Below are 20,575 nucleotides of genomic sequence, written 5' to 3' on the forward strand. Positions count from 1 at the left end.
GTTCGTTTGGGGACACCCAACCACAAGATGCCATACGCGGCAGTCGGTCGGCGAAATGCCCGGCCGGAATAATTACCGGTCGGGCCTGGATTGCAGTAAGCGTTCGGCTATCGCCCGAACTCAAAGTTCGCTCCGGGGATTGCCGCCAGCAGTTCCTGCGTGTAGATCTCCCGCGGGTTGTCAAACACGTCGTCGGTCGACGAGGCTTCGACGATTCGTCCCTTCTGCATGACGCAGACATTGTCGGCGACCAGGCGCACGACAGCGAGGTCGTGCGTGATGAACAGATACGTCAGACCCAGGTCCGTCTGCAACTCGGTAAGCAGGTTCAGGATCTGACCCTGCACAAGCACATCGAGTGCGGAGACGGCTTCGTCGAGCACGAGCACGTCGGGCTTCAATGCCAAAGCTCGCGCGATCGCGATGCGCTGACGCTGGCCACCGGAGAGTTCGCTCGGGTATCTAAACTGGGTCGATGCGGGCAGGGACACCTGATCGAGCAGCTGCAGCACACGCTTCTGCCGCTCCCGCTTGGTGCCAACCTTGTGCGCGAGCAGCGGCTCGGCGATGGTGTTTCCCACGTTGTACTGCGGGTCGAGCGAACCGTACGGGTCTTGGAACACGGGCTGCACGCGGCGGCGGAAGTTCAGCAGCTCGCGCCCCTTCAAGCCAGCGACGTCGCGCCCCTCGAATTCAATCCGCCCGCTGGTGAGGCCCTCTAGCTGCAGAATGAGCTTGGCCACGGTGGACTTGCCGGAACCGGACTCCCCCACGATCGCCGTGGTGGTGCCCTTCTTCACCCCGAACGATACGTCGTTCACAGCGAGAAGCTCGTCGAAACGCAATCCGGACTTACGAATGCGATACATCTTGGTGATGCCCTCGACCGAGATGAGGTCCTTGCCCGAGGCTGCAAGTTCACGGTCTGTAGCACGCTGAATCAGCGCGGTGTCCGTGCCTCCAGCCGAGAAGATTTCGGTCGCCGGGCCATCCTCATTCTTCTTCGCCTGAATGCGCCGCGAGGCGAGGCTCGGCGCGGCCGCCACCAGACGCTGGGTGTACGGGTGCTGCGGGTTGGCGAGGATCTCCTGCGACGGGCCCGATTCGACGATCTTGCCCTTGTACATCACGACGAGCTGCTCGGCCCGCTCCGCGGCGAGACCGAGGTCGTGAGTAATAAACAGGACGCTGGTGCCGTAATCCCGGGTGAGGGTGGCCAGGTGGTCGAGAATCTGGCGCTGCACGGTGACGTCGAGCGCACTGGTCGGCTCGTCGGCGATGAGCAGTTTCGGCCGGGCCGACAGTCCGATACCGATGAGCACACGCTGACGCATGCCGCCGGAGAATTGGTGCGGGTATTGCTTGAGCCGGTCAGCGGCATCCGCCAGACCCGCCTCTTGCAGCACTTCAATGGTGCGCGCCCTCAGGGGCTTGCCGCGAAGTCCGCTGTTGGCCTTGATGGCTTCGGACACCTGAAAACCGATGTTCCACACCGGGTTGAGGTTGCTCATCGGGTCCTGCGGAACGTAGCCGATCTCGCGGCCGCGCACGGCCTGCATGTCGGTGGCGTTCAGAATGGTCAGGTCGCGACCCTCGAACAGGATCTGCCCGCCGGTCACCTGGCCGGTGCCGGCCAACAGTTTAATGATCGCTTGGGCCGTCGTGGTCTTGCCCGAACCGGACTCCCCGACGATCGCGAGGGTCTGACCGGGGTAAAGCGTGAGGCTGACGCCGCGCACGGCGGGCACGATGCCGCGCTGGGTGCGGAAGCCGACCTCGAGATCGCGGATCTCCAGGAGCGGTTCGGAGTCGGCGGAAGGAGTCTGGTTCACGGTTTCGGTCACTAACTGGGTCATCGGCGTGCCCTCGCCTGGGGGTCGAGCGCGTCGCGGAGCACGTCACCGAGCATGAGGAACGCCAGCACGGTCAGGGAGAGCGCGATCGAGGGATACAGCAGCACCTGCGGGCTCGTACGAATGGATGTCTGCGCTTCGCCGATATCGCGTCCCCACGACATTGTGCCCGGCCCGAGGCCGATACCGAGGAACGAGAGCGTGGCTTCGGCAACGATGAACGTGCCGAGTGAGACCGTCGCGATGACGATCACGGGGGCGATGGCGTTGGGAACCACGTGGCGCACCAGAATCTTGAACTTGGACACGCCGAGTGCGACCGACGCCACCACGTAGTCCGAGTTTCGCGCGGTCAGCACGGCGCCGCGCATGATGCGGGCGACCTGCGGCCAGGCGAAGATCGAGATGACGAGCGCGATGACCACCGGGGTACGGTCGGGCAGCACCGAGAGCAGCACGATGGCGCCGAGCACGGTCGGAACGGCGAAGAAGATGTCGCCGATGCGAGAGACGATGGCGTCGAGGAAACCGCCGTAGTAGCCGGCGAGGGCACCGACGATGAGGCCGAACAGAGTCACGATCGCCGCAGCCAACATGCCGACGGTTACCGAGGCGCTGGTGCCGAAGATGATTCGGGCATAGACGTCGCAGCCCTGGAAGGTGAAGCCGAGCGGATGCCCCGACTGCGGCCCCCCGTTGCTGTCCGACAGCTGGCACTGGGTCGGCGACACCGACGAGAACCATCCGGGAACCAGCGCCACCAAGACGATGAGCAGGATGAGTCCGGAGGAAATCCAGAAGGCGGGCCGACGACGCATCGCGTCCCAGGCATCCGCCCAGGTGCTGCGCGCTTTCGCGGTCTCGTCGAGGTGGTCGATGGCCACGAGGGGGGTGTCTTCGAGCGCTGCAACAAAGTGCGGCTGCGCGCCCTGGTTCTTACTTGGCATAACGGATCCTTGGGTCCAGAGCTGCGTACAGCAGATCGACGAGCAGGTTGGCGAGCACGAAGATCACCACCATGACGGCGATGAACGACACCACGGTCGGTCCTTCGCCGAGGCGAATGGCCTTGAAGACGGTTCCACCGACCCCGTTGATATTGAAGATTCCCTCGGTGACGATGGCACCGACCATGAGCGAGCCGATGTCGACACCGAGAAAGGTGATCACTGGTACGAGCGAGTTGCGCAGCACGTGCACGGTCACGACGCGGGGGCGGGACAGCCCCTTCGCTGTGGCGGTGCGCACAAAGTCGGCGTTGAGGTTGTCGGACACGCTGGCCCGGGTGAGGCGCACAATATAGGCAAACGAAACGGATGCCAGCACCAGCGCTGGCAAAATCAGTTCGTCAAGCGGTGCTGCTCCACTGACCGTGGTGCGGGCCCAGCCCAGTTGCACGCCGAAGACGAACTGCAGCACGAAGCCGATCACGAAGGTCGGCACGCTGATCAGCAGCAGGCTCACGACGAGGGCGCTGGCATCGAAAAGCTTGCCCTTGCGGAGCCCGGCAATGAGGCCGACGAGGATGCCGAAGAAGGCTTCGAAGGCGAGAGCGAGCATGGCCAGTCGGGCCGTGATCGGGAACGCGGAGGCCATTACATCGGAGACGGAGCGACCGGAATAGGTCGTTCCGAGGTCACCTTGGAAGAAGTTTCCAATGTAGAGCAGGTATTGCACAAAAAACGGCTTGTCGAGGTTGTACTCGGCGCGAATTTGGGCAATAACGGCGTCCGACGGGGGACGTTCGCCGTAGAGGGCAGCGATGGGATCTCCGGGCAAGGAGAACACCATGAAGTAGATGAGAAACGTGGCGCCGAAGAACACGGGGATCATCTGGAGCAGACGTTTGCCGGTATACCAGAGCATCAGCTACCCGTCGGCGCAGTTGACACGGTGCTGATTGGCACGGGTGAAGTCGAGTGCATGAAAGATTCGCAATCATTAAGGGGAACTCGAGAGGCCCGGGGAATGACCCCCGGGCCTCTCGTAACGACGAACGAGGAACTAGGAACGAACTATTAGTTCTTGGTGATTGCGTGGTAGAGCGGCACGGAATCCCAGCCGAACTCAACGTTGCTCACCGTGTCGGACCAGACACCGGAGGTGTTCTGGTACCACAGCGGGATGGTCGGGAGGTCCTGCAGCAGGACTTCCTGAGCCTCGACGTACTTGGCGGTGGCTTCTTCAACGCTGGATGCCGCGGCGCCTTCCTTCAGGAGCGTGTCGAATGCCTCGCTGCTGTAGCCCTCGTAGTTCGAACCGGCACCGGTCTGGTACAGCGGCGCAAGGAAGTTGTACAGCGACGGGTAGTCGGCCTGCCATCCGGCGCGAGTAGCACCGGTCAGTGCCTGAGCGTCACGGTCTTCAAGTGCAGCGCCGAAGGTCGGGTACGGCTTGCCGACTGCGTCGATGCCGAGGGTGTTCTTGACGCTGTTGACGACGGCGTCGACCCAGACCTGGTGGGGTCCGTCGGCGTTGTACGCGATGTCAAAGGTGCCGGTGTACGGCGAGATGGCATCGGCTTCGGCCCAGAGTGCGAGGGCCTCTTCGGGGTTGAATTCGAGCACTTCGGAACCCGCGAGGGAATCGGAGTAGCCATCGATAACCGGGGAGGTGAAGTCGGTGGCGGGGGTGCGGGTGTTCTGGAAGACGACGTCGGTGATCTCGGCGCGGTCAATGGCCATGGAGACGGCGGCGCGACGCAGCTTGCCCTCATCGCCGGACCAGTGCTCGAGGTAGTACGGCATGTTGAAGGCCTGGAATACCGCGGCGGGCTCGTTGATGAAGGTATCCGGGAAGTCCGACTCGTAGCTCGCGAGGGCGGATTCGGGGATGGCATCGAGCACGTCGAGGTCGCCGCCCTGCACGGCCGCGTAAGCGGCATCGAAGGAGGCATAGAAGATGATGGTTAATCCATCATTGGCGGGGGTGCGCACACCCGCGTAGTCGGGGTTGGTGACGAGTTCGATCTGCACCTCGTGCTCCCAGGCGTTCTCGCTCGCGAGCTCGTACGGGCCGTTGCCGATCGGGTTCTGACCAAAGGCATCCATGTCTTCGAAAGCAACCTCGGGCAGCGGCGAGTAGGCCGTGTAGCCGAGGCGGAGCGGCCAGTCGGCCTCGGTTCCGGCGAGCTCCACGGTGAACGTGGTGTCGTCGACGACCGTCAGGCCAGACATGGTCTCGGCGAGCGGCGAGGCAACGCGAAGAACGTTGCCGTCCTCGTCGGTCGCGCCGGTCGGGTCGTCGATCATGTTGGAGACGTCGGAGTAGCCGACGATGTTGTCGAAGAAGTAGGAGGAACCCTGGGCGTTGGTGGACAGCGCGCCATAGTTCCAGGCATCAACGAAGGACGATGCCGTGACGGGCTCGTCGTTGGTGAAAGTCCAGCCGTCGTTCAGCGTGACGGTCCAGGTCGTGGCGTCGTCGGACTCGATCGACTCGGCGACCTCGTTCTGAATCTCGCCGTCCGCCGAGTACGAGACCAGACCGGCGAAGATGGACGTGATGATCTTTCCGCCGCCCACCTCGGTGGTGTTGGTCGGGATCAGCGACATCTGCGGTTCGCTGCCGTTCGTCGTGATGATCGCGGTGCCGTCAGCCGATGTCGTTGATTCTCCAGCGCAACCCGAGAGCACGAGGGCTCCGGTCGAGGCGAGAGCGATGGCAACAATGCCCATTCTCCTGATTTTCAATTTTTGCTCCTATGCACAAAAGGGCGCCTGACACAGCTCTTGACCGTGGCACGCGCCAATAGAGTCAACCCAATTTTGACCGCGAAAGAACCGGCTCAATATTGGGGGGTTGTTACGACCCTAGTTTGTTACTAATCCAGATTGGGCAATACGATGAAAAATTTTACAGACGCGCAATCTATCTGACAACTATTGAGCGTCACACACTGTCATTTTGCACATATGTTGCGGGGCGGGTTTCGAACGGATGCTTCCCCCGCGATCGCGACGCGAGCGTCTGCGGATGCCGGGGTGGCAGGATAGGGCCATGCCGCCAGCATCCGCCCCGCACCGTTCCCGGCTCGGAAATTCACCGTTGTATTGGGAGATCGGCATAGTGCTCGCGCTGTCGCTCGGGGCGTCGGCCGTTTACTCGATCGTGTCGATCGTGGCCCGGCTGACCGATGTAACACCGCTCGCCGACCAGTCAGCGACGATCAACGGCTCGCAGTCGCCGCGGGAGTGGCTCGACTTCACCTACCAGTTTCTCGGCATCGCGTTCGGTCTCGCAGCGGTAGCGCTGGTGCTGTTTCTGCTCTGGAAGCCCGGGCAGAACCCGTTCACCCGGCTCGGCTTCGACCTGACCCGGCCAGGTAAGGACGTACTCGGCGGGTTCGGGCTGCTGCTCGTGATCGGTATTCCGGGGCTCGCGCTCTACCTGGCCGGGCGCGCCTTCGGCTTCACCGTGGCCGTCGTGCCCTCACCGCTCGACACGTTCTGGTGGACCATCCCCATTCTCGTGTTCGCCGCACTGAAGGCGGCGCTGGTCGAGGAGATCATCGTGGTCGGCTACCTGTTCACCCGGCTGCGTGAGCTCGGCTGGTCGACCTGGACGATCATTCTGAGCTCAGCCGTGCTGCGTGGCAGCTACCACCTGTACCAGGGCGTCGGACCGTTCTTCGGCAACGTGGCCATGGGAGTCGTGTTCGGCTGGTGCTACACCCGCTGGGGGCGCACCATGCCGCTCGTGGTGACGCACTGGCTGCTCGACATTCTCTCGTTCGTCGGGTACCCGCTCGCGCTGGCCTGGTGGCCGGGACTGCTCGCCCCGGCCAGCTAGCCCCGTCCCCTACTCGAAGGCTTCGGGCGGCGGGCAGGCGCAGACCAGGTTGCGGTCGCCGTAGGCGTTGTCGATGCGGCGCACCGGCGGCCAGTATTTGTTGCGCACGAGCGACGCCAGCGGATACACCGCCGTTGCCCGGTCGTAGGGATGCTCCCACTCCCCCTCGATCACGGACTGCGCGGTGTGCGGAGCGTTGTGCAGGGGGTTGTCGTCGGCGGGCCAGCGGCCGGCGGCGACGGCATCCGCTTCAGCCTTGATCGCGATCATGGCGTCGCAGAAGCGGTCGATTTCGCCGAGGTCTTCACTCTCGGTGGGCTCGACCATGAGCGTGCCGGCGACCGGAAAACTCATCGTCGGCGAGTGGAAGCCGTAGTCGACGAGGCGTTTGGCCACGTCGTCCACGCTGATCCCCGTGGCCGCGGTGAGCGGACGCAGGTCGAGGATGCACTCGTGCGCGACCAGGCCGTTTTCGCCGGAATAGAGAAGCGGGTAGCTGTTCTCCAGGCGCTTGGCGACGTAATTGGCGGCGAGCACTGCGGCACCGGTGGCCTGCTTGAGGCCATCGATGCCCATCATGCGCACATACGCCCAGGAGATGGGCAGGATGCTCGGGCTGCCGTAGGGCGCAGCCGAGACCGGTCCGCCAGCGTGCACGACGGTGGCCGAGGCTCCCCCGCTGCCGAGCAGGTAATGCTCGTCACTCTGGGCAAGCGGATGCCCCGGCAGGAACGCCGCGAGGTGCGCCTTGGCCGCAACCGGACCGACACCCGGACCGCCGCCGCCGTGCGGGATGCAGAAGGTCTTGTGCAGGTTCAGGTGCGAGACGTCGCCGCCGAAATCGCCGTACCGGGCGAATCCGAGCAGCGCGTTGAGGTTGGCGCCGTCGACGTAAACCTGGCCACCGGCCGCGTGCACGGCCGCACAAATGGTGGCGACCTCGTGCTCATACACGCCGTGGGTGGACGGGTAGGTGATCATGAGCGCGGCCAGATCGGCCGCGTGCTCGGCGATCTTGGCGTGCAGATCGGCGAGGTCAACGTTGCCGAGCTCGTCGCAGGCCACGACCACGACACGCATGCCGGCCAGGGCAGCGGATGCCGCATTGGTGCCGTGCGCACTCGACGGGATCAGGCAGACCGTGCGGGCACTCTCCCCATTGGACTGGTGGTAGCCACGAATGGCGAGCAGCCCGGCCAGTTCGCCCTGGCTGCCGGCGTTCGGCTGGAGCGACACAGAATCGTAACCGGTGACATCCGTGAGCCAGGTTTCGAGCTGGCGCACCAGGTGCAGGTAGCCCTCGACGTCGGCGCGCGGTGCGAATGGGTGGATTCCGGCGAATTCGGGCCAGCTGACGGCCTCCATCTCGCTCGCCGCGTTGAGCTTCATGGTGCAGGAGCCGAGCGGGATCATGCCGCGGTCGAGCGCATAATCGTAGTCGGCGAGGCGCTTGAGGTAACGCATCATGCTGGTCTCGGAGCGGTGCGTGTTGAACACCGGGTGGGTGAGAAAATCGCTGGTGCGATCGAGATCGGTCGGCAGCCCGTGCTGCACGGCGTCGAAGTCGACGTGGCCGAATGCCGAGCGGCCGCCGAACGCTCCGACGATATAAGAGAGGTCGGCAAGCGTGGTGGTCTCATCCACCGACACGCTGATGATGTTCTCATCGACCTGGTGCAGGTTGTAGCCGCTCGCGGCTGCCTTCGCGACGACCTCGGCGGCGCCCGCCGGCACGTTGATCTGGAACGTGTCAAAGAACGCGTCGGTGAGCACGTCGACGTCGATCGCGCGCAGGGCGGCGACGAGGGCACCGGCCCGCTCGTGCACCCGGGTGGCGATCGTTTTCAGGCCCTCGGGCCCGTGATAGACGGCATACATGCCGGCCATGACGGCGAGCAGCACCTGGGCGGTGCAGATGTTCGAGGTGGCTTTGTCGCGGCGAATGTGCTGTTCGCGTACCTGCAGGGCGAGGCGGTAGGCGGGGTGGCCGGTGGCGTCCACGCTCACTCCCACCAGGCGGCCGGGCAACTGGCGTTCGAGTCCCTTGCGCACGGCCATGTAGCCGGCGTGCGGTCCGCCGAAGCCCATCGGCACACCGAAGCGCTGGCTGGTGCCGACGGCGACGTCGGCGCCGAGGTCGCCGGGCGACTTCAGCAGGGTGAGGGCGAGCAGGTCAGCGGCCACAACGGCGAGCGCCTTGTGTTCGTGCGCCAGGTCGATGACGGTCTGCGGGTTCCAGATGCGACCGGAGCCGGACGGGTACTGCACGAAGACACCGAAATAGTCGCCTAGATCCTCGGCCGTGGTCTGCTCGCTCAGGTCAACCTGGGCGAGTTCGATGCCGAGTACGGCGGCGCGATTGGCGAGCAGCGCGTGCGTCTGGGGGAAGGCATCCGTGTCAACGATGAAGCGGCGCGAGCCCGACTTGGACGCGCGCAGGGCGAGCAGCATGCCCTCGACGACGGCCGTTGACTCGTCGAGCATCGACGCGTTGGCCGTGGTCAGCCCGGTGAGGTCGGCGATCATGGTCTGAAAATTGATCAGGGCCTCGAGCCGGCCCTGCGAGATTTCCGGCTGGTACGGCGTGTAGGCGGTGTACCAGCTGGGGTTTTCGAACACGTTGCGCTTGATCACGGCGGGCGTGAACGTATCGTAGTAGCCCTGGCCGATCATCGAGCGTTTGACCGTGTTGCGGCCGGCGAGGGCGCGCAACTCCGCGACGGCTTCGCTCTCGGTTGCGGCGGGCGGCAGGGCACTGTCGCCGTCCTGCCGAAACAGGTCGGCGTGGATTGATGCCGGCATGGCGGCGGAGACGAGGTGTTCCACCGAGTCGTAGCCGAGCGTGGCGAGCATGTGGGACTGGGCGTCGACATCCGTTCCGATGTGACGCTGAGTGAAAGCCTGGCTCATAGTGCGTCTACTCCCCGATCAGGGCGGAATACTCGGCAAAGCTGAGCAGCGTGGGGAGAGTCTCGAATTCGACCTTGATCAGCCAGCCCGCGCCGAAGGGGTCGCTGTTGACCAGTTCGGGGCTGTCCACGACGGCGTCGTTGGTTTCTGTGACGGTGCCGTTGACCGGAGCGAACAGTTCACCGACCGACTTGGTCGATTCAATTTCGCCGACGACCGTGCCGCTGGCGACGGTGCTGCCGACGCCCGGCAGTTCGACGAAAACGACGTCACCGAGCTTTTCGGCGGCATACGCGGTGATGCCGACGGTCGCGACGCTGCCATCGACTAAAACCCATTCGTGCTCGGCGGTGTATTGAAGTTCGGACGGCTGAAGCGAAGATGTGTTTGTCATGGGATTGCCTTTCGCAGGGTGAGGGTCTACTTGACGCGCTTATAGAAGGGGAGCGAGGTGACGGTCGCCGGAATGCGGGTACCCCGTACGTCGACGTAGACCTCGGTGCCGAGACGGGCGAGGTCGGGGCTGACGTAGGCCATGGCGATCGGGTAACCGAGGGTCGGCGACAGGGCGCCGCTGGTGATGACGCCGTCGGCGTTTTCCGCATCGACGCTGCGGAAGATCTCGTAGTCCGCGCGTCCGGCACGCTTGCCAGCGGAAATCAGACCGACCAAAACGGATGCCCCAGCCTCCGGCCCCGCAACGCTGGCCGCTCGGCCGACGAAGTCGTTCTCCTTCTTCAGGTTGACGACGCGGCCGAGTCCGGCCTGGACCGGGAAGGTGTTGAGGGTCAATTCGTGACCGTAGAGTGGCATGCCAGCCTCGAGGCGGAGGGTATCGCGGCTGGCCAGCCCAGCCGGCACCAGGCCGCGGTCGGCGCCGGCGACCACGAGTGCGTCCCAGAGCTCACGGGCCTGGTCGGCCGCGAGGTAGAGCTCGAAACCGTCTTCACCGGTGTACCCGGTGCGGGCGACCAGCAGCGGCTGGCCACGGAAGAAGGCATCCGTGATTCGGTAATACTTCATGAACAGCAGGTCGGTGCCGACGTCGGTGACGCCGCCGGTGGCGCGCAGAATGGCGAGGGCGTTCGGACCCTGCACGGCGATCAGCGCGTAGTCGTCGCTCTGGTCAACGACGCTCACGTCGAAGCCTTCGGCACGGGCGAGCAACGCGTCGAACGCGGCGAATCTGTTGCCGGCGTTGGCCACAACCAGAAACTTGGTTTCATCGAGGCGGTAGACGACGAGATCGTCGATGATGCCGCCGTTCTCGGCCAGCAGCAGGCTGTACTTGGCCTGCAAGAGTTCGATACCCGAGAGCTCGCCGGCCAGCGCGTAGTCGAGGTAGGCGGCGGCATCCGTGCCTTCGACCAGAATTTCGGCCATGTGGGACAGGTCAAACAGGCCGGCCGCGTTGCGCACGGCGTGGTGCTCGGCGAGATCGCTGGAGTAGCGCACCGGCATCTGCCAGCCAGCGAAGTCGGTGAAGCTGGCATCGGCATCGACGTGCGCCTGGTGCAGAGGGGAGAAGTGTTCGGTATTTCGTGAATCGGTGGAGTCGGGGGTGCTGGAATCGGCCGTGGTCATGAGTTCTCCGGGTCACAGGATGGTGTGCACGGCTCGTTTGAGCCGCGTGGGAACTCCCCCTCTGTCGCTCGTGCCTGAGAGCTTCACCAGCGCGCGGGCGCTGACTTTCACCGTGGGCGAGATTGTCAGGCACGCACAATCTACTTTTCAGAGTGGCCAGTTCGATGCGGTACGAGTACCTGAGAGATTGTCGGGGAGGATTGCTCCTTCGGTGTTCGCACGCTGTCGCGCCGAACTCTCCCGCACCGTCCATATAGCCCGATATTCAGTTGTGGTAGCGCTCAGCCTAGCCCCACACTCCGCTGCTTCCGCGTCGATGGCTGTCCAGCAGGTGGGTATCGATCATGCCGATCGCCTCCATCAGGGCGAACATCGTGGTCGGTCCGACGAAGACGAAGCCGACCTTCTTGAGGGCTTTCGCGAGCGAAACGGATGCCTCGGAGCTGGTCGGCACGTCGGCCTGCGTTCGCGGCTGCGGGGTTTCGTTCGGCTGGAACCCCCAGACGAAGTCGACCAGTCCGCCCTGCTCGCGCAGCGCGACGGTGGCCTGGGCGTTGGTGATCGTCGCGCGAATCTTGAGGCGGTTGCGTACGATCGCCGCGTCGCTCAGCAGGCGTTCGACGTCGTCCTCGTCGAAGGCAGCGACCCGGTCGGGGTCGAAGTCGGCGAATGCCGCACGAAAACCGGGGCGCTTGCGCAGAATGATCGCCCAGGACAGCCCGGATTGGAACGCCTCGAGGCTGATGCGCTCGAACAGGGCGTGTTCAAAGCGCACCGGAATACCCCACTCGGTGTCGTAGTAGTCGCGGAGCATCGGGTCGACCGCAGCCCACCGGGGTCGGGCGAGGCCGTCGGGACCGACGATGGCGCCGGAGGCTGGTGGGATTTCTGTCATCCAGTCCATTAGAACACCGCTCGCCACAGGCGGCGGCCGAGGTGAGCAAGAGGACTAAAGTCGCAGCCAGAGCCCAGGAGAGGTCTTCAATGCGCTCGGTAATCAGAGTGCGAGCCTGGAGTGGCTGCACACCCTGAGTCCGTACTTCTGGGCGTTCGGTGACAGCCCGCTGAGCACCGGGGCGAACGTGACGACGATCGTCGTGTTCTACGCCGTCTCGCTCCTACTGGCGGCGACGGCAGCCATCGCCCTGCGCCAACGCGACATCGGCGTGTGAGTCACTAAGCCCAGGTCGCGGCCGCGGCCTGGGTCAGCTCGATGATGTTGTCGAGCAGTGCTTCCATGGTGGGCGAGCGCAGCAGCACGATCTGATCGAGCGGTCCGACCGGGGCGATCGCGGCGAGCTGCCAGGCGGCGGCGGTCGGGTCGTGCGAGAGCGCGACATCGGGCGACCACTCCTGGTCGCTGAACTCGCTCGCGAGTGACAGGGTGCGGCGCACAAGTTGCTCGGCCTGTTCGCGGCGCGGCAGCAGCGCATCGTCCCATTCCAGGTCGGGTAGTGCACGAACCATCGCGAGCGGATGCGGGTCCTCCGGCATCCACTCGGTCACCTCGATTCTGCGCTCACCCTGCACCACCAGCCCGAGATAACCCTCAGGGGCTTCGAGCTGAGTAACCCGGGCGACGGTGCCGACGCTGAACCGACGTTCGCCGCCGCCCACTTCCTGGCCGCGTTCGATCAGCACGATGCCGAATTCGGCCGGCTCGGCATCGAGCACCCGGGCCAGCATCACGAGGTAGCGTTCCTCGAACACGCGCAGTTGCAGCGGCATGTAGGGGAACAACACGGATCCCAGAGGGAACATCGGCAGGGTCGTCATACACCCAGCGAACCACGTTGACGCCGCCGCGCCTAGCCCCAGGCACGTGTTCGCGGTGAACACTCGTTGGGTGCAGCGGTGGAACATCCGTGCGTGCAGCGGTGGGTTCGGTCGGTTTCGGCGCGTAGCCTAGAAGGGCTGCTCGCCTCCCGCGCAGCGAACGAGAGGCTTTACGTGGACATCACCCTGCTGGCACATTTCGTGGCCGCCGCTGAGGCACCCGATTTCGCCCGCGCCGCGCAGACACTCGGCGTCTCCCGCGACACCCTCAGCGCCTCGGTAAAGCGAGTCGAAGCCGAACTCGGCTATGCATTGTTCGATCGTGCCGCCGAGAGCACTACGCTCACTGAGATCGGGGCTGCCTTCCTGGACGACGCCCGCCTCGAGTTGACTGAGGCCGCCGCGCGCGGCGCGCAGGCCGGCGGCGGTTCCGGCGGTTCGCGCCGGTCAGGCGGTTCAGGCGGCGGCGGTAAGGCCAAGGCCAACAAGGGCAAGGGCCGTGCCCCCGCGGTGAAGGGCCAGCCGAAGCTAGGGAAGAAGCGCCAGTCGCGCTGATTCGCGACGCTTTTTTGGCAATGCACGTGGCGGCCAAAACGGGACCCGCAGGACCGATTACCGGTCTGGCAGGTCCCATTCATATCGACGGCTTCGTCGACTACTTCCGCCGATTCTGAACGAGAGGCTGCTTGAGGCTCGTCGCCTCCTCCAGAGTCAGTTCGACCTCGGCAAAGGCCTGGTCATCTGAGAAGGACTTCATCCGCGCGATCCGGAAGATGATCAGGCCGTACAGACATTTGGCCAGGATATCTGCTACGGAGTAGCCGATCTGGAGTCCGACCCATGCGTCGGACCCGTCGATACCCAGTCCGGGCAGCAGGTAGGCAATCGGGTAGACGCCCCACGTTGCCAGCAGGAGCAGTCGCAGCAGGCTGATGGTCTTACGCACCGTCGCGGGTTGGCGGTCGAGCGACTTGGTCAGTTCAACGAAGAGCACGTAGAGGATATAAGCGAAGGGAAGAGAAGAGAGCAGACCGAAGATGCCACGGGTGAGATTGTCCGACGCCATTTCGCCGGGGTAGCCCAAGGCAATCATCAGGGCAGCAGCAGGAATGAGCCGGGTGAGCAGGCTGCTCTGCACCTTCCGGGCCAGCGCCAGAACTGCCACGAGTTCAAGGAGAAGCAGCGGAACCGTCAGCAGCCAGTCAACGTAGCGGTATCCCTCATTGAACGACGCTCCCGCGACCTGAACATAATCACCGCGGCCGCCGACCGCCTCGGTCACGAAAGCTTCCGTGAACGAGTTAAAGATGCGGAAATAATGGTACGCCGCGATGCCACAAACGATCGCCGCGACAGTCAATGCCTGACGATATCGCGGCAATACGCGCGGAAGGCTAATGACCAGAAAGATAGAGGTGAAAAGCTGCGAGGCAATGACGAGGGAGAAAATATTGTAGATGGTGTCGTACTGCACTTGGGTTAGTGAATCAGGTATCAAAATAGCCTCTGATGCTCGAGAATCGCTGACGGTACGGGAGATAAAGCACGTACCTAGGTAACCTGGCTAGGTATATTAGGAAACCTACTCCAAATCGACGTTCAGAGGTAGTAGTGATTCATCCGTAGATTTCTTCAGCTGTTGTAGCCGAATCGATCGGTCCACAGAATCACCACACCTCAGCATGTGGTTAAGAGAAATAGAGCAAAAATGAACTCTGTCGAAGACGCTGACGTTGTGGTGCTTGGTGCGGGACTGGCGGGGCTCAGCCTGGCGGCCCGGCTGGCGCGCGCGCCAGCCGGGCCGCGCGTTGTCGTCGTCGAACCGCGCACCGCGTACCAGGACGACCGCAGCTGGTGCTTTTGGCAGCAAGAACATCACGAACTCTCGCACTTGGTTTCCCAACGCTGGCCGACGTGGACCTTTACTGATGCCGCAGGTAGCGCGGTTCGGCACGAGGTTCCGGCTTTGTCATACCAGTACATTCGTGGCATCGACTTCTATTCCAGCGCGCAGACCGACATCGCTCAGTCGCCGCGTGTAGACCTGCGTCTCGGCGTACGCGCCGAAATGGTGAGCGCGGTGCCGCACGGTGTGCGGGTCGAAACCAGCGGCGGCACACTGCTGGCCCGTCAGGTGATCGATACGCGACCACGGCCCGCTGCGGCGATGCTCTATCAAAGTTTTGTGGGCGTTGAATTCGAGTGTGACGGGCCGCATCCGTTCGATCCGACCGAGGTGACATTGATGGGGTCGCTTGCCGCCAATGAGGAAGGCCTGAGCTTCGTTTACGCGCTGCCATTGGGTCCAAACCGGGCCATCGTGGAGTGGACCCGCTTCGGCACAACGCCGATCAAACGGGAACTTCTGGCCGGTGAGTTGGACCACGTTTTAACGGGCCTGGGTCTGGATGACGTTCGTCGGGTGCGCACCGAGGGTGGGGTGCTGGCCATGGGACGGGGCCGTCAGACCGCGCCGGAGATACCCGGGGTGGTGCTTGCCGGAAATGCGGGCGGCGCTTTGCGAGCCGCCTCAGGCTATGGATTCTTGCGCATTCAACGGTGGGCGCAAGTGTGCACGGATCGCCTCCTGGCGGGGCGGGAAGCGGTGGGGCATCCCGAAGAACCGTGGCTGCGTCGCACCTTCGACCGCATATTTCTCCAGGCCGTTCGCGCGCATCCGGAACGTACTGCAGAGTATTTTCTCGCTCTGGCCCGCGGTGTGCCGCCGGCCACCCTGGTGCGTTTCCTCAGTGACGGCGCCCGGGCCGCAGACTATGCCAAAATCATATTCAGCCTGCCATGGAGCCCGTTTATCGCCCAGGTAGCCGCACCCACAGCCTTCACCTCTGCATCGGCTGCACAGGCCTTACTCGTCGTCACGCCCACTGGGACCGTGTGCTCGGGCGAGACACAATGATGGAGCAGGTCGCCGCGCCCCGAATCGGTACCGCCCGCGCAACCGCCCGAATCCGCCACGTCCCCATCGAAACGGTGGTGTTCTCCGGTCTGGCACTGACCACGCTGGCCATGCTCGAGTTCGGCCTGCCGATGCTCTCACCTACGCTTCAGGTCGTACTTCTCGGCGTGCTCGTCGCCGTGCTGGGTCTGCCTCACGGTGCCCTCGATCCATTGATCGCGCGTCGCGCCGGCGTCTGGCGAACCCCGCTGGGTTTTGCTGCGTTCAACACGGTATACCTCGCGATTGTGGTCGGTGTCGTGCTGCTCTGGCTAGTCGCCCCGGTGCTGAGCTTGGTTGCGTTCCTGATCGTGTCGGCGCTGCATTTCGGGTCTGATTGGAACGCTGATCGTGGGTTGTGGCTGCGCTTTCTCACCGGATTCGGGCTGCTGAGCGTACCGGCCTTCTCACATCCGGATCAGGTGGGCGCTGCCTACGTGGTGCTTGCCGGTGCCGACGGCGCGATGGTGTCGGACGTGCAGGCAGGACTGGCACCGCTCGCTCTGGCCGGGCTGCTGGTGGCGGCCGTCGCCGCCATGCGGCATCGGCCGCATGAGAGCGTGGAAATCGTGCTCACGTCGGTGCTCGCATTGGCCTGCGAGCCGCTGGTGTTCTTTTTGGTGTATTTCTGTGCGCTGCACAGCTTTCGGCATTTGAGGGCGGGGTTTGCCGAAGAACGTGGCGGAGGGCGACTACCGCCCCTGATCGTGGTCGTGTATACCGTGGTGCCGATCCTCGCGGCCGGTGCTTTGCTGTTCGTCATCGGCCCCAGCGGCGATATGCCGGAGCAGATTCTGCAAGTGCTGTTCATCGGCCTGGCCGGCCTCACCGTGCCGCACATGATCGTGGTCACCCACGAAAAGCGGCACCAAAAGAAGTTGATGGCCCTGCCCGGGTGAGCTGTTCGGACGTGACCGTCAGCCCTCGAGAACCTGGCCCGCTTCGACTTTCCAGTGCCGGTCGGTGCGCACGTTGGCCAGCATGCGCCGGTCGTGGGTGACCAGAAGCAGCGTGCCTTCATAACTGTCGAGCGCCTGTTCCAGTTGCTCAATCGCCGCGAGGTCAAGGTGGTTGGTCGGCTCGTCGAGCACGAGCAGGTTCACACCGCGCGCCTGCAGCAGCGCTAGCCCGGCCCGGGTGCGCTCCCCTGGCGACAGATCGTCGACCGGGCGGTTCACATGGTCGGCTTTCAGGCCGAACTTAGCCAGCAGGGTGCGCACTTCGGCCGGGGACAGATCGGGTACGAGTAGCTCGAAACTCGCGGCCAGGGGCCGGGCGCCGGCCAGGAGCGCCCGGGCCTGGTCGATTTCGCCGATCGCAACGCTGGCGCCGAGGTGAGCGCTGCCGGCATCCGCTTTCTGACGTCCCAGCAGAGCGCGCAGCAGGGTGGACTTGCCGGCGCCGTTCGGGCCGGTGATGCCGATGCGTTCTCCGCCGTTGATCTGCAGGGAGACCGGGCCGAGCACGAAGTCGCCCTGCCGGAATTCGGCGTTATTGAGGGTGGCCACGACGGCGCTCGAGCGCGGGGCGGCGCCGATGGTGAACTCGAGCTGCCATTCCTTGCGGGGTTCCTCGACTTCTTCCAGGCGCGCAATACGGCTCTCCATCTGCCGCACCTTCTGGCCCTGCTTCTCGCTCGATTCGACCGAAGCCTTGCGGCGGATCTTGTCGTTGTCCGGTGCCTTCTTCATGGCATTGCGCACGCCCTGGCTCGACCATTCGCGCTGAGTTCTGGCCCGCCCGACAAGGTCGGCTTTCTTGGCGGCGAACTCGTCGTAGTTCTCACGGTTGTGCCGGCGCGCGGTTTCGCGTTCCTCGAGGTAGGCGTCGTAGCCGCCGCCGAACACCCGGTTTGCGCCCTGCGCGAGGTCGAGTTCGAGCACCCGGGTGACGCAGCGGGCGAGGAATTCGCGGTCGTGGCTGACCAGCACGACGCCGCCGCGCAGCCCGGTGACGAAGGTTTCGAGGCGTTCGAGCCCGTCGAGGTCGAGATCATTCGTCGGCTCATCGAGCAGCACGATGTCAAAGCGAGAGAGCAGCAGGGCAGCCAGGCCAACCCGGGCAGCCTGGCCGCCGGAAAGCGCGGTCATCAGGCTATCGGCGGTGAGTGTGCTGCCGAGGGTGAGGCCGAGGTCGGCGAGCACGATCGGCAGCCGCTCGTCGAGGTCGGCCGCACCGCTGGCCAGCCAACGCTCGAGCGCGCTCGAATAGGCGTCGGCCGGGTCGATCCCTCCGGCGCGCGGCTGAGCGGCTCCGAGAGCGGATGCCGCGGCATCCATTTCGCGGGTCGCCTCGGCGCAGCCTGTGCGCCGGCCGATGTAGCCGGCGATGGTTTCCCCGGGCACCCGTTCGTGTTCCTGCGGGAGCGCGCCGACGAAGGCATCCGCTGGGCTGAGCGCGATGGTGCCGGCTTGCGGCTCGGTAAGCCCCGCCAGCAGGTTCAACAGGGTGGATTTGCCCGCGCCGTTGGCGCCGACCACGCCGATCACATCACCGGGGGCGACGGTCAGGTCGAGCGATTCAAAGAGGGTGCGGTGCGCGTAGCCGCCGGCCAGGCCCTTGGCCACGAGTGTTCCGGTCATTACCCAATGTTCTCATTGCCGCAGGCGTAGGGCGACCGGCTCAGATCGAGTGGGTGCGACGGAGGGTCAGCACGCTGTCCACGAGGGTGGCGACGTGGCCGTCCGGGCCGATGGCTTCCCGCTCAACAGCAGCTTTGGTGACGATCTCCCAGTGCTCGGCGAGCAGCTCGAGCGAGGCGAGCACGTCGTCGGCGGTCGGCAACGGAACGCCGTCTGGCTTGTGCTTCGACCACGGCGGAAACTGGGCGTGGCCCACGACGAGCAGCACGCCGCCGGGGGCGACCGTTGCGGCGGCGCGGCGCAGGATGACCTCGCGGGGCAGCTCGACCGGTGATTGCAAAAAGTGTGCCGTGACGAGGTCGAACGGGCCGTCCGGCTGCCAGGTGGCCAGGTCGGCGGCGATCCAGCGGATGCGTTCAGCGAGGCCAGCCCCTTCGGCGGCGGCCTGGCCGCGGGCGAGCGCGGTCGGGGAGATGTCGACGGCGGTGACGGACCATCCGTTTTGGGCAAGCCAGAGGGCGTCGCCACCCTCCCCGCTGCCGAGGTCGAGCGCCGTGCCCGGCGCGAGGCCGGCGGCCTCGCGTTCGAGCGCCGCGTTCGCGCGCCCGCTCTAGGCACGATCGCTCTCGCGATAGCGGTTTTCCCAGAAGGTTGCGGGATCCTGTGAAGGCTCGTCGTGCAGTGCGGCGGTGTGCTCGCCGGGATTCGTCATGATCCCACGATGCCCGGTGGGGCGGCACGGCGCAACTTTCGCGGCCGGCGTCGATCAGACCGGTCGGCCGCTCGGTAGAGTGAGCCTCGCGAGCACTCGAGTCGCACGCCCGACGGTGCGACCAACTGGGGGAACAGACTGTGAAGCACGCCAGCACACGCGCGACGACCTCGTCACCCGCACCGAACCTACAGCAGCGCGTCGTGCGAGTGCTCATCGCCGGGCAGATTCTGGGCGGTATCGGCATGGGAGCAACCCTGTCGCTGGGCGCGCTACTCGCCGCCGAGCTGTCGGGGTCCAGCGCCTGGTCGGGCATGGCCGCCACCATGAGCACCCTCGGGGCCGCGCTCGTGGCCGTTCCGCTCGCCCGCCTGGCGCAGGCGCGCGGGCGTCGCGTGTCGCTCGCGACCGGTTCGCTTATGGCCGGCGCAGGTGCGGTGCTCGCGATCATGTCGGTGTCCGTCGACAACTTCCCCCTGCTACTGCTGGCCCTGATGCTGCTCGGCGCCGGCTCAGCAACGAACCTCCAGGCCCGCTTTGCAGCGACCGACCTGGCCAGCCAGCGCTTTCGAGCGCGGGACCTGTCCATCGTGGTCTGGTCCACCACCATTGGCGCCGTGCTCGGCCCGAACCTGTTCGGACCGGGCGAGGCGCTCGGCGCCACCCTCGGGCTTCCGGCGATGACCGGGGCGTTCGCCTTTTCGCTCGGCGCCACGGTCGCCGCCGCCTTCGTCTACGCGCTCGGGCTGCGACCCGACCCCCTGCTGACCGCGCTGGCGGCGCGCACGACGAGCGTGGGCATCCTTCGGGCCAGTGGTGGTCTGGCTATTCTGCGCGGCAACACGGCGGCCCGGTACGCCGTTGTCGTGATCGCGCTCAGCCACGCGACCATGGTGGCCCTGATGTCGATGGCGCCGGTGCACCTGCGGGACCACGGCGCGACCCTGACCATCGTCGGGCTGACGATAAGCCTGCACGTGGCCGGCATGTACGCCCTCTCCCCGGCGTTCGGGGCGCTCGCCGACCGGTTCGGCCGGCTTCGGGTGATCCTCGGCGGGCAGGTCCTGCTGCTCGGGGCGCTGGGAGCGGCCTGGCTCAGTGACGGGTCGCAGGGCACGATGACGGTAAGTCTGGTGCTGTTGGGCCTGGGCTGGTCGGCATCCGTTGTCGCCGGCTCTGCGCTCGTCGCCGAGGCCGTCGAGATCGAGGATCGATCCTCGCTGCAGGGGTTCTCCGACCTCTCGATGAACGCGGCTGGCGCTCTCGGCGGCGCGATCGCCGGGCCGATTCTGGCGCTGGCCGGCTACTCCGGACTCGGACTGTCCGCCATGGCACTCGTCGCCGTCGTGGTCGTCTGGTCTGTGATTCGCCTGCGTGCCACACACCGCCAGTAAGCGGATGCCGCAGCCCG

16 protein-coding genes, 1 pseudogene and 1 riboswitch are annotated in these 20,575 nt (G+C 65.1%); of the genes and pseudogenes, 5 read left to right on the top strand and 12 right to left on the bottom strand.

All coding sequences use genetic code 11. The annotated features are described in order from the left end of the window. Positions 1–107: 107 nt before the first annotated feature. From E3T41_RS13415 to E3T41_RS13430, 4 genes are all read right to left on the bottom strand, one after another. Entirely contained in the window at positions 108–1,856 is a 1,749-nt protein-coding gene (locus E3T41_RS13415) for an ABC transporter ATP-binding protein (protein WP_134479042.1), read from the bottom strand. After that, the gene (locus E3T41_RS13420) at positions 1,853–2,800 is read right to left on the bottom strand and encodes an ABC transporter permease (protein WP_092450294.1); all 948 of its coding nucleotides are present in this window, start codon (positions 2,798–2,800) and stop codon (positions 1,853–1,855) included. Before E3T41_RS13420 ends, E3T41_RS13415 begins: the two co-directional genes overlap by 4 nt. Then, entirely contained in the window at positions 2,790–3,719 is a 930-nt protein-coding gene (locus E3T41_RS13425; RefSeq protein WP_092450296.1) for an ABC transporter permease, read from the bottom strand. Before E3T41_RS13425 ends, E3T41_RS13420 begins: the two co-directional genes overlap by 11 nt. A 152-nt stretch (positions 3,720–3,871) precedes the next feature. Further along, complete coding sequence (locus E3T41_RS13430) at positions 3,872–5,530, bottom strand: ABC transporter substrate-binding protein (RefSeq protein ID WP_241991178.1); 1,659 nt, start codon at positions 5,528–5,530, stop codon at positions 3,872–3,874. A 322-nt stretch (positions 5,531–5,852) separates the two neighbouring features. Between E3T41_RS13430 and E3T41_RS13435 the strand changes: the two genes are divergently transcribed. Further along, positions 5,853–6,644 (top strand): CPBP family intramembrane glutamic endopeptidase, encoded by a 792-nt coding sequence (locus tag E3T41_RS13435; RefSeq protein WP_092450299.1) that lies wholly within the window; start codon positions 5,853–5,855, stop codon positions 6,642–6,644. Between the two features lie 9 nt (positions 6,645–6,653). On the opposite strand, the gene gcvP is transcribed toward E3T41_RS13435, so the two are convergent. From gcvP to E3T41_RS13460, 5 genes are all read right to left on the bottom strand, one after another. Then, positions 6,654–9,554, bottom strand: coding sequence for an aminomethyl-transferring glycine dehydrogenase (gene gcvP, locus E3T41_RS13440; protein WP_092450301.1), 2,901 nt, complete (start codon positions 9,552–9,554; stop codon positions 6,654–6,656). 7 nt (positions 9,555–9,561) lie between these two features. Next, positions 9,562–9,948, bottom strand: a complete 387-nt coding sequence (gcvH, locus tag E3T41_RS13445; RefSeq protein WP_092450303.1) for a glycine cleavage system protein GcvH — start codon at positions 9,946–9,948, stop codon at positions 9,562–9,564. A 26-nt stretch (positions 9,949–9,974) separates the two neighbouring features. Then, on the bottom strand, positions 9,975–11,138 hold the full coding sequence (gene gcvT / locus E3T41_RS13450; protein ID WP_134479046.1) for a glycine cleavage system aminomethyltransferase GcvT: 1,164 nt from the start codon (positions 11,136–11,138) through the stop codon (positions 9,975–9,977). Between the two features lie 157 nt (positions 11,139–11,295). Then, positions 11,296–11,391, bottom strand: a riboswitch (glycine riboswitch). 33 nt (positions 11,392–11,424) lie between these two features. After that, the gene (locus E3T41_RS13455) at positions 11,425–12,033 is read right to left on the bottom strand and encodes a DNA-3-methyladenine glycosylase I (protein WP_092450450.1); all 609 of its coding nucleotides are present in this window, start codon (positions 12,031–12,033) and stop codon (positions 11,425–11,427) included. A 281-nt stretch (positions 12,034–12,314) separates the two neighbouring features. Beyond that, positions 12,315–12,914, bottom strand: a complete 600-nt coding sequence (locus E3T41_RS13460; RefSeq protein ID WP_134479048.1) for an LON peptidase substrate-binding domain-containing protein — start codon at positions 12,912–12,914, stop codon at positions 12,315–12,317. 174 nt (positions 12,915–13,088) lie between these two features. Here E3T41_RS13460 and E3T41_RS13465 point away from each other — a divergent pair, with 174 nt between their 5' ends. Then, positions 13,089–13,469: a LysR family transcriptional regulator gene (locus E3T41_RS13465; protein WP_092450309.1), complete on the top strand. Its 381-nt coding sequence runs from the start codon at positions 13,089–13,091 to the stop codon at positions 13,467–13,469. A 100-nt stretch (positions 13,470–13,569) separates the two neighbouring features. On the opposite strand, the gene E3T41_RS13470 is transcribed toward E3T41_RS13465, so the two are convergent. Next, complete coding sequence (locus E3T41_RS13470) at positions 13,570–14,388, bottom strand: bacteriorhodopsin-like (protein ID WP_233195115.1); 819 nt, start codon at positions 14,386–14,388, stop codon at positions 13,570–13,572. A gap of 234 nt (positions 14,389–14,622) precedes the next feature. Here E3T41_RS13470 and E3T41_RS13475 point away from each other — a divergent pair, with 234 nt between their 5' ends. Continuing rightward, entirely contained in the window at positions 14,623–15,831 is a 1,209-nt protein-coding gene (locus E3T41_RS13475; protein ID WP_092450452.1) for a lycopene cyclase family protein, read from the top strand. After that, positions 15,828–16,769 (top strand): Brp/Blh family beta-carotene 15,15'-dioxygenase, encoded by a 942-nt coding sequence (locus tag E3T41_RS13480; protein WP_166791563.1) that lies wholly within the window; start codon positions 15,828–15,830, stop codon positions 16,767–16,769. Before E3T41_RS13475 ends, E3T41_RS13480 begins: the two co-directional genes overlap by 4 nt. 18 nt (positions 16,770–16,787) lie before the next feature. Here E3T41_RS13480 and E3T41_RS13485 read toward each other — a convergent pair whose 3' ends face one another. After that, entirely contained in the window at positions 16,788–18,452 is a 1,665-nt protein-coding gene (locus tag E3T41_RS13485) for an ABC-F family ATP-binding cassette domain-containing protein (RefSeq protein WP_104132105.1), read from the bottom strand. Between the two features lie 40 nt (positions 18,453–18,492). Then, positions 18,493–18,981, bottom strand: a pseudogene (locus E3T41_RS13490) (class I SAM-dependent methyltransferase); the annotation flags it as partial. 323 nt (positions 18,982–19,304) lie between these two features. Here E3T41_RS13490 and E3T41_RS13495 point away from each other — a divergent pair. Then, on the top strand, positions 19,305–20,558 hold the full coding sequence (locus E3T41_RS13495; protein ID WP_241991179.1) for an MFS transporter: 1,254 nt from the start codon (positions 19,305–19,307) through the stop codon (positions 20,556–20,558). The last annotated feature ends 17 nt before the right edge of the window (positions 20,559–20,575 follow it).

This window comes from Cryobacterium sp. Hh38 (assembly GCF_004403235.1).
GTDB classification, from domain to species: domain Bacteria; phylum Actinomycetota; class Actinomycetes; order Actinomycetales; family Microbacteriaceae; genus Cryobacterium; species Cryobacterium levicorallinum.